The 8,817-nt window shown below is 63.4% G+C and carries 11 protein-coding genes, 1 pseudogene and 1 other annotated feature; of the genes and pseudogenes, 7 read left to right on the top strand and 5 right to left on the bottom strand.

Annotated features, from left to right (window positions below):
- Window positions 1-70: 70 nt before the first annotated feature.
- The 4 genes from pstA to JF52_RS17670 all read right to left on the bottom strand — a co-directional run bounded on the left by pstA (window position 71) and on the right by JF52_RS17670 (window position 3,280).
- The gene (gene pstA, locus JF52_RS0114695; protein WP_235272455.1) at window positions 71-910 is read right to left on the bottom strand and encodes a phosphate ABC transporter permease PstA; all 840 of its coding nucleotides are present in this window, start codon (window positions 908-910) and stop codon (window positions 71-73) included.
- A gap of 74 nt (window positions 911-984) precedes the next feature.
- Window positions 985-1,941, bottom strand: coding sequence for a phosphate ABC transporter permease subunit PstC (gene pstC / locus JF52_RS0114700; protein ID WP_033106011.1), 957 nt, complete (start codon window positions 1,939-1,941; stop codon window positions 985-987).
- A 23-nt stretch (window positions 1,942-1,964) separates the two neighbouring features.
- A complete protein-coding gene (locus tag JF52_RS0114705; RefSeq protein ID WP_234001306.1) occupies window positions 1,965-2,930 on the bottom strand; it encodes a PstS family phosphate ABC transporter substrate-binding protein in 966 nt (321 codons plus the stop codon).
- A 143-nt stretch (window positions 2,931-3,073) separates the two neighbouring features.
- Window positions 3,074-3,280: a hypothetical protein gene (locus tag JF52_RS17670; RefSeq protein ID WP_052167067.1), complete on the bottom strand. Its 207-nt coding sequence runs from the start codon at window positions 3,278-3,280 to the stop codon at window positions 3,074-3,076.
- 276 nt (window positions 3,281-3,556) lie between these two features.
- Here JF52_RS17670 and JF52_RS0114715 point away from each other — a divergent pair, with 276 nt between their 5' ends.
- From JF52_RS0114715 to JF52_RS18045, 6 genes and pseudogenes are all read left to right on the top strand, one after another.
- Window positions 3,557-4,459 (top strand): IS982 family transposase, encoded by a 903-nt coding sequence (locus JF52_RS0114715; RefSeq protein ID WP_018023038.1) that lies wholly within the window; start codon window positions 3,557-3,559, stop codon window positions 4,457-4,459.
- 56 nt (window positions 4,460-4,515) lie between these two features.
- Window positions 4,516-4,677: a hypothetical protein gene (locus JF52_RS17515; protein ID WP_160175071.1), complete on the top strand. Its 162-nt coding sequence runs from the start codon at window positions 4,516-4,518 to the stop codon at window positions 4,675-4,677.
- A gap of 68 nt (window positions 4,678-4,745) precedes the next feature.
- Entirely contained in the window at window positions 4,746-4,997 is a 252-nt protein-coding gene (locus JF52_RS0114720; protein ID WP_033107291.1) for a hypothetical protein, read from the top strand.
- A gap of 319 nt (window positions 4,998-5,316) precedes the next feature.
- On the top strand, window positions 5,317-5,916 hold the full coding sequence (locus JF52_RS16635) for a helix-turn-helix domain-containing protein (RefSeq protein ID WP_052167068.1): 600 nt from the start codon (window positions 5,317-5,319) through the stop codon (window positions 5,914-5,916).
- Window positions 5,917-5,969: 53 nt separating this feature from the next.
- Window positions 5,970-6,545: an RES family NAD+ phosphorylase gene (locus JF52_RS17065; protein WP_160175072.1), complete on the top strand. Its 576-nt coding sequence runs from the start codon at window positions 5,970-5,972 to the stop codon at window positions 6,543-6,545.
- Window positions 6,546-6,635: 90 nt separating this feature from the next.
- Window positions 6,636-6,905, top strand: a pseudogene (locus tag JF52_RS18045) (transposase); the annotation flags it as partial.
- A gap of 6 nt (window positions 6,906-6,911) precedes the next feature.
- On the opposite strand, the gene JF52_RS0114735 reads toward JF52_RS18045, so the two are convergent.
- On the bottom strand, window positions 6,912-8,069 hold the full coding sequence (locus tag JF52_RS0114735; protein WP_033107293.1) for an IS30 family transposase: 1,158 nt from the start codon (window positions 8,067-8,069) through the stop codon (window positions 6,912-6,914).
- A gap of 88 nt (window positions 8,070-8,157) precedes the next feature.
- Window positions 8,158-8,285 (top strand) — a sequence feature (AL1L pseudoknot).
- Between JF52_RS0114735 and JF52_RS0114740 the strand changes: the two genes are divergently transcribed.
- On the top strand, window positions 8,193-8,817 hold a 625-nt coding region (locus JF52_RS0114740), incomplete at its 3' end, for an IS3 family transposase (RefSeq protein WP_033107386.1). Its footprint overlaps the feature before it by 93 nt.

Consider the following 8,817-nt stretch of genomic DNA (forward strand, 5'->3'; position numbering starts at 1 on the left):
GCGATGCGGCGTGAGTTGGCGGCGTGGAAGTGAGTGTGTGTTGCCGAGCTGTCTGTGGGGGTGCTCATGGTTACCACCGTTTCTGGAACTTGTTGCGGATGAAGATGGCGAGGGCGTTCATCAGGATGAGAACGGCGAGCAGAAGGATGCTGGTCGCGCCGGCGAGCTCGTGGAATCCCTCTTGTGGTCGCCCGGTCCAGTTGAAGATCTGAATCGGCAAGGTGGTGTAACCGCTGAGGAGCCCGTTCGGATCGAAGGTGATGTAGACGAGAGCACCGAGTACGAGGAGTGGTGCGGCTTCGCCGAGGGCTCGGGACAGGGCGAGGATCGAGCCGGTGGCGATGCCGGGGACGGATGCGGGGAGCACCTGCCGCCAGGTTGTCTGCCATGGCGTCGCGCCCAGTGCTAGGGAGCCGTCGCGGATCTCGCGGGGCACGGCACGGATGGCTTCCCTGGTGGCGATGATGATGACCGGCAGGATGAGCAGCGTCAGCGCGAGCGCCCCACCGATGACGATGTTCTTGTTGGTCACGCCCAGCATCGAAAGGAATGCGAGGGCGAGCAGGCCATAGACGATCGACGGGACAGCGGCGAGGTTCTGCACGTTGAGCTCGACGAACTTGTTGAACCAGCGTTTCCGGTCGGCGAACTCTTCCAGGTGCACGGCGGCGGCGATGCCCAGGGGCAGAGTCAGTACAGCGGTGGTGCCGATCGCCCAGACAGAGCCGAGGATGGCGGGGCGAGCTCCGGCTTCTTCAGGGTCGGCGGAGGGGAAGTTCGTTATGAGGTTCCAGGAGAGCTTGTTCTGTCCGGTGAGGAAGATGGTCACCAGCAGCGTGATGAGCACCGCGAACGCTACGAAAAGCGAGAACCACAGCAGCAGAAGGAACAGAAGCGCGGTGGGGCGCATCTCTCCGTTTCGGCCCGTAGCGAGTGGGCGGGACGCGTGGATCACGCGGGGCGGGGTGGTTGTCGGCGCGGACATCAGTAGGCCTCCCGGAATCGGCGCACGAAGCGGATGCTGATGAAGTTAATGAGCAGCGTGATGAGGAACAGCAGCAGCCCGACGGCAAACAGCGTGTTGTATTCCAGGCTCCCGACGCGGGAGTCCCCGAGCGCGGCGTTCGCAATGAAGCCAGTCATCGTCTGTCCCTGCTCAAGCGGGTTGCTCACCATCTGTGCCTGGCTGCCGGCGGCGATCGCGACGATCATCGTTTCTCCGACCGCGCGGGAGATCCCCAGAACGACGGCGGCGACGATGCCTGACAGCGCCGCGGGGAAGACAACACGGAGAGTGGTCTGCATACGGTTGGCGCCGAGAGCGGCGCTTCCCTGTCGCAGTGCGCTGGGAACGGCAGACATCGCATCCTCGGCGATCGAGGCGATGGTGGGGATGATCATGACACCCATCACAAGGCCAGCGGCGAGAACGCTGAACGCACCCGTCGGCAGTTGGAGCCAGTCGCGGAGTACCGTGCCCTGGACGAACTGAAGGGCGAAGAACCCGTAGACGACGGTAGGAATGCCGGCGAGAATCTCCAGCAACGGCTTGAGTATCTTGCGGACGCGGGGTTTGGCGTACTCCGCGAGGAGGATCGCGGCGCCGAGACCGAATGGCACGGCGACGAGGAGTGCGATCACCGTCGTCCATAACGTGGCGGTCACCAGGGGCAGGACACCGAACGAGGCGTCGGCGAATCGGGGGGCCCAGCGTGTGCCGAAGAGGAACTCGAGCACGGGCACTTCGGCGAAGAAGCTCAGCGACGGAATCAGCAGCGCGATGAGGATGCCGACCGTCGTGATGACAGTGATGCCGGCCGCCACGCGCAAACCGAGCTTGATGAGGAACTCACCGGGCCGGCGGCGTCCAGCGAATGATGCGGAGGGGGCGGGGGCCCGACCAGTGGCCGGACCCCCTGTCCGCTCAGAGACGGTGGTCATGAGAATCGTCGTGAGCGGGCGGATCAGCCGAGGGATGCGAGCTCGTCCGAGGCCGTGGTGACCTGCTCCTCGGTAAGGGGGACGAACAGGGCGCGCTCGGCGATGTCGAGCGAGTTCGCGACGTAGAAGTCGACGAACGCCTTCACCTGTTCCTTTTCAACGTAGGAGGCGTTGTTGACGTAGATGAACAGCGGACGCCCCAGCGGGGTGTACGTGCCGTCCTGAACGGTCTCCGTGCTCGGCATCACACCGTCGATCATGGCGGCCTTGATGACCCCCTCGTTCTCTTCGACGTAGCTCAGGCCAAGGAACCCGATCGCGCCGACGTCGCCCGAGACGCCCTGGACCGTGATGTTGTCGTCCTCCGAAGGGCTGTAGTCGGTACGAATCGCGCCTTCTTCACCGTTGATCGCGTCAGTGAAGTAGTCGAACGTCCCAGAGTCGGTGCCCGCACCAAAGAGCGTGATGGCCTGGTCGGGGAAGCTTGAGTCGACCTGGTTCCAGTTGGTGATCTCACCCTCGGCTTCCGGGCCCCAGATGGTGTTGAGCTGCTCGACGGTGAGATCCTCAGCCCAGTCGTTCTCCGGATTGATGATGACCGAGAGCCCGTCGTTGGCGGCGACGATCTCGGTGTACTCGACACCCGCGGCTTCGCACTCCGCGGCTTCTTCGTCCTTGATCGGACGGGACGCGTTGGAGATGTCGGTCTCGTCGGCGCAGAAGGACTTGAACCCGCCGCCGGTGCCGGACGTTGCGACGGAGACGTTCACACCGGACTCCTCGTCGCCGAAGAGGTCGGCTGCCGCCTCGGTGAGCGGGGCAACGGTCGACGAACCGTCGGTGGTCACCGAACCGGACAATCCGCTTGCGGAGCCGCTCGATCCGCCGGAGTCGCCTTCCGCGGGTTGTCCCCCGCAGGCGCTCAGCGTGAGCGCGCCGATGACGACCAGCGCCGTGGACGCGAAGATCTTTGCTGTGGTCTTTCGCACGATTGCTTCCTTCATCTCAGATACGTGTCAGGCAGCCAGTGGACCGCCTCAAATAGATGGTTGTCTATCCGACGTATTCATAGAAGGTCATCTATGTGAACGTGAGGTGAACGAACGTGGAAGAGCTCTCCTGAGTTACCGCGTCAGGAGAACCGGGCGAAGACGAGCGAGAGCGCAGCGAGGGCGACGGCGATGAGCGCCATGGCCGAGTAGGAGCCGGTCGCGACCGCGAGCAGCGGACCTATCGCGGGGCCGAATGCGCCGATGAGGGTGATTGGCGCGGCGAAGACACCGTTGATGGCGCCGTAGTTCTGAGTGCCCCATCGGTCTGCGACGGCTGAGCCCTGCACAAGGGTTTGTGCGCCGCGGACGGCACCGGCGGCGATGCCGATGGAGATGAGCAGCCATGGCGGGCCGGGGACGAGAGCGAGGAGGGCGAGGAATGCGACGCTCAGTCCAGCGGTGGCCGCGAGGGGAATCCAAGGCGCGGCAGTGTGCGGAATGGCGACGTAGAGAAGTCGTCCGATGACCTGCCCTGCCCCAAGAAGTCCTAGATGAGTGAGTCCGATTGGCTGTGAACGGCGTGGAGGCTGTTAATCGTTGGCAGAGGGTGTTAAGCCCAATGTGTGAATACCGACCTCAACACCCTCCTGATCACACTTTACGTCCATCTCGATGACCGGATCCTGCCCGCGATCGGCTTCACCCGGGACCACCACCCCGGTCGCAAGCCCGCGTTGAACGATGTCGAGCTGCTGTGTCTACTCGTCGCGCAGCACCTGCTCGGGATCTCCTCTGACCGGAAATGGATCCGATACGCCCGCACCCACTTGAAGAGCATGTTTCCGGCGCTGCCTGGCCAGTCCGGGTGGGGCAAGCGCGTCCGCCAATCCACCGGGCTGCTGTCCGCGGTGATCACGGAGCTTGCCCGCGATACCCCGTCATGGAACGAAGTCACCCGGCTGATCGATTCCACCCCACTGCCGTGTGGGAAGTCCCGCGAGACGGTGAAACGCTCCGACCTTGCCGGTGACGCCGGCTACGGGTACTGTGCCTCACATTCCCGGTTCTTCTGGGGCTTCCGCCTCTACCTGGTCTGCACACCGGACGGGATGCCCGTGGTCTGGGGACTCGCGAATCCGAAGATCGGTGAACGCGAAGCCGCGGCAGCGATGCTCGACCACGACCGCCACCTCATCCAGCCTGGACAAGTCATCATCGGCGACAAAGGCTTCGCCGGGCGCGAGTTCGAAACCTTCATCACCGAGGACCTCGGCGCACACCTGATCCGTCCCGATCGCAAGGACGAGAAACCGAGGTTCGGGAAACTCGGCGGGATCCGACAATGGGTCGAGTCCGTGTTCGACACGCTCAAAGGCCAACTCACCCTCGAAGACCACGGCGGACGCACCATCGCTGGTGTTTACTCCCGCGTCGCCGCACGGCTCCTCGCCCTCGCAGCCGGAATCTGGCACAACTGGCTCATCGGAGCACCCGTCAAACGCTCACTCATCGCCTACGACCACTAAACCCAATCGGACTCACTCATCTAGAAGTCAAGGACTTCAATGAAAAAGAGTCCATCATGACCGTTTCTGCCGAAATGCTTCGCACCTACCTGCTCATCGTCGCGGTACTCGCGATCCGCGAGGGCATCGAAGCGTGGCGTGGCGACGTGGAATCCCTGTTCGAGGTACTCGAAGACCTCGAAGATGACGATGACGACGCAGAGGAGAAGATCCGTTGACACAGGGCCCATTCCGGGAAGTCCCGATCGCATGCACGCTCCCGACAATCGCGGAAGCCAAGGAGCAGGTGGAGAAGTGGCAAGCGTTCGATGCGGACTACGCGCTCTCCTCAGAACGCACCGACTCCGAGCTCATCATCCACTATGCCAAGATCGATGACTCGATCAGCCGGCTACGGGATCTCGTCGAGGTCGAGCAGCGTTGCTGCGCGTTCGTCGATTGGGGCATCGACGAGAGCGGGAGCGACCTGCATCTCATCGCGCGCGGCTCTGAGGAGCAGCTCGCGGCGCTCAATGTACCGCTGCCTCGCGAGGCATGACCGGAGCCTCACGCACATGTCAGCGTCACCGACGATGCTGGAGCGTAGACCGGCATTGCGACCGAAATGGTTTCGCGACTCGTGAACGTCCAAATTCTTTGGCGCTCAGTATCAAGTTGAGTTCCGGCGCCCGCACCATGCCTCCGCTGACGAACCAGGTCCGGCTCAGAAAAGTGTCACGATACACAGTGCCTAACGCGCTCTCCGCACGCCTGTTCGCGTGACATCTAGTGTCATCGCACCGCGTTTCCGACATTTGAGATTTGATACGCCGTATCAAAGCATTGACCATCACTTAGATACGGCGTATCATTGTGGCATGACGATTGAATCACTTGCTCTTCATAACTTCGAAGATCGTGCGACTAAGGCGATCCTTCGCCGCAAGCTACAGATCAACACGCGCGACCTCGTGGCCCTGCTCGCAGATCTCGTCGACACTTCCGCGCCGACCACGCAGCCCGATCGCGACTTCCTCACTACCTATGCCGGCCTCACCGGTGCTGACCTCGAGGACGAATCCGTCAGCGGCATCGACGCAAACATCAGCGCGAACCGCGCCCGCGCCTCCATGGACGTGCAGGCAGTTTCCCTGACCACGCAACAAGTCTCCGAAATGCTCAACATGAACCCCGCCAACGTTCGCCGCGCTGTGCTCGACGGCACCCTGTATTCAGTCAAACCCACACCAGGCTCGCATCACCGCTTCCCGAAGTGGCAGTTTGTCGACGGCCGTCCTCTCCCTGGTTTGCGTGAAGTGATCAGCGCTTTGCCGGATGACTATCACCCGCTTGAAGTCGCCGGATTCATTGCCGAACCAGCTGAGACGCTTCGCAATATGAGCCCGGCTCAGTGGCTCGCTGGTGGCGGCAACATCTCCGATGTCGTCGCGCTCGCGGACGGGCGGAGCTGGGAGTGAGCGCCAAAAATCCCCGCACGCCCCCTCAGCCGCTCACCGCCGACGTGGCGGACGTGTGCACCCTCGCCACAGATCGACCCCTGTTCCGGATCCACACTGTCCGCGGAACTCACCCAACGCCCTGGGATGGTCTTCGCGAGTATGGACCGCTTCCCCAGTCTCGGTGGGAACCACAACCTCCACCATCAGACTTTTACCCCGGCAACGGAGTCGCCTATGTAGCGAAGGACCCGATCACCGCGTTCGCTGAAGTGTTCCAGAACCGCCGCCGCATCGTCATCAGTGCGGACAAAGCCATCAGCGCCTGGTTCCCCAAGCGCCCCCTGCGACTGCTCGACCTCACACAGGGGTGGCCAACCCGCAACGGGGCATCCGCTTCCCTCCACGCCGCGCCCAAGTCCACCACCCAAGCATGGGCACACCAGATCCACACCCAGCTGAGCTCCTCGCTGCAGATCGACGGTCTATACGTGCCATCGACCATGACACTTGCACCGATGGTGGTTCTTTTCACTCGTTCGCAGGATGCGTTCCCAAAAGCGCCGACGTTCTCGCAACTGCTCACCCACCGAGACTCTCGCGTACTCGCGTCCAAAGCCGCGATCTCACTGAACTGGCCCTTGCTCTAGGCCAAGCACCATGCAGCCCGCCCATCACATCGATCCTGTGAATCGCCCCGGGTCTCGTGGAGGGTCTGAAATCCCGAGAGGATGAGACCTATGCCAGCTTTGAGGAAGTATCCGCCGGAGTTGCGGGAGCGAGCGATGCGGCTCGTGCAGGAAGCGCGGAAGGAGGATCCGGAGTTGTCTGTGAATCAGGCGGTGATCCGGATCGGACAGCGCGTCGGGGTGAATCCGGACACGTTGCGCGGTTGGGTTAAGCAGGCTCAGATCGACGCGGGAGAGCGTCCTGGAACGACGACTGACGATGCGTCGAGGATCAAGCATCTCGAGGCGGAAGTGCGTGAGCTCAAGCGCGCGAACGAGATGGCGGATTCAACCGGTGGTCGCAACGAGTTCCGTGAACTTCTCCGATGGTGTCAGATAGCCGAGCGTCTTGCGAGGACGCCCGTTGAGCGAGTCCTGAATAGCGGTCAGCTCGGTGCGGCTGACCACGCTCAGATCGGTGCTCTTCGGCAGGTACTGGCGTAGCAGTCCGTTGGTGTTCTCGTTGCTGCCGCGTTGCCAGGGCGAGTGCGGGTCGCAGAAGTAGATCGGGATCCCTGTCTTCAACGTGAACTCGGCGTGCTTGGCCATCTCCGCGCCTTGGTCCCACGTGATCGTCCGCGCCAGCGAAGCCGGCAACTCGGTAATCGCCTCACGCATCGCCGCCTCCACCTGTGCGGCACTCTTCCCGTCCGGCAGATGCAGCAGCAACATGAGCCGTGTGGTGCGTTCGACGAGGGTCCCGACGGCGCTGCGGCTGTTCTCACCGAGGATGAGGTCTCCCTCCCAATGGCCAGGCACGGCGCGGTCTTCGACCTCGGCGGGGCGCTCGCTGATCATCACCATGCCGGGCAGCCGGCCACGCCCATCAGTTGCCGTTCGGGATTTCCGAGCGGCGCGTCCTGACCTCAGGCAGCGGGCGAGTTCGCGACGCAACTGCCCGCGTCCCTGCACGAACAGGGACTGGTAGATGGTTTCGTGACTCACGTGCATCTCCGGGTCGTCGGGATGCTCTAACCGTAGGCGGGCGGCGATCTCCTGCGGTGACCATAGCTTCTCCAACTCCGCGGTCACGGCCTGGAGTAGCCGGCCGCCGTCGAGCTTGAATGGCTTCGGCCTGCGCGCCTGCTCACGCGCGTCTTCATGCGCCCGCCACGCCGAGTACCCGTCGCGTCCGCCGCCGCGCTTGACCTCGCGGCTGACGGTCGAGACCGCCCGCCCGAGACTGCGCGCGATCGCGGTGAGCGTGTCACCGCGGGCAAGCCCTACGAGTATTTGCTCGCGGTCGAGGACCGTCAGATGCCCCTTCCGCGGCTCCCACCCGAACGGCTTCGCATCGAGGTGACGCCCCTCGCGGGCCATCTTCCCGACCATCGGCGCCGTGCAGCCGACTTCGCGGGCGATGTCGATGAGACGCCACCCCTTCGAGTGGAGACGGATAGCGAGCTGCTTCTGCTCGCGACTGAGATGACCATGCTTGCCCTGCAACCGATGCCTCCCGAGATCAGCGTCTGCTTCATCTCACAGCACCCATTGCGCTGACCGGTTGAATCCGCCGATCCTGCTGGCGGCGTCGAGTTTCTTCGCGCGGGAGCTCGACCCGCGACTGCCGTGGTAGTTCAGTTCATCGACGATCATCGTGACCGGTTCGGAGTCGAGCCGATCTGCCGCGTGCTCACCCAGCACGGGGTGAAGATCGCTCCGTCCGGTTACTACGCCTTCAAGAAGCGACCCGTCTCCGCGCGAGCCGTCAGCGATGCGGAACTGGTCGTGCAGATCGAGCGGGTGTTCTGGGACCGCAAGCTCGGTCGTGGGATCAGCGGCGCCCGCAAGGTCTGGCGGCTGCTGACCCGGGAGGGCATCATCGTCGCGCGTTGCACTGTCGAACGCCTCATGCGTCAGCAGGGCCTGCGCGGCATCCGCCGCGGCAAGCAGTTCATCACCACACGTCCCGACGACTCCGCGCCGAGGGCTGAGGATCACGTGAAGCGGGAGTTCCACGCTGACCGGCCGAACGAGCTCTGGGTGGTCGACTTCACCTATGTGCCGACATGGTCGGGGATGGCGTTCACCGCGTTCGTCACCGACGTGTTCTCCCGCCGCATCGTCGGCTGGCGAACGATGTCCAAGATGCCGACCGACCTGCCACTGGACGCGCTCGAGATGGCGCTGTGGATCCGCGATCGGGCCGGTGAAGACATCACCGGCGTCATTCAGCACTCGGATTATGCCGAGG

The organism is Microbacterium profundi (assembly GCF_000763375.1).
Taxonomy (GTDB): Bacteria; Actinomycetota; Actinomycetes; order Actinomycetales; family Microbacteriaceae; genus Microbacterium; species Microbacterium profundi.

Bases quoted from the DNA above. Each gene is read 5' to 3' on its own strand.
- pstA (WP_235272455.1), bottom strand. From the start codon at position 910: ATGCGCCCCACCGCGCTTCTGTTCCTTCTGCTGCTGTGGTTCTCGCTT.
- JF52_RS17515 (WP_160175071.1), top strand. From the start codon at position 4,516: ATGACCGTTTCTGCCGAAATGCTTCGCACCTACCTGCTCATCGTCGCG.
- pstC (WP_033106011.1), bottom strand. From the start codon at position 1,941: ATGACCACCGTCTCTGAGCGGACAGGGGGTCCGGCCACTGGTCGGGCC.
- JF52_RS16635 (WP_052167068.1), top strand. From the start codon at position 5,317: ATGACGATTGAATCACTTGCTCTTCATAACTTCGAAGATCGTGCGACT.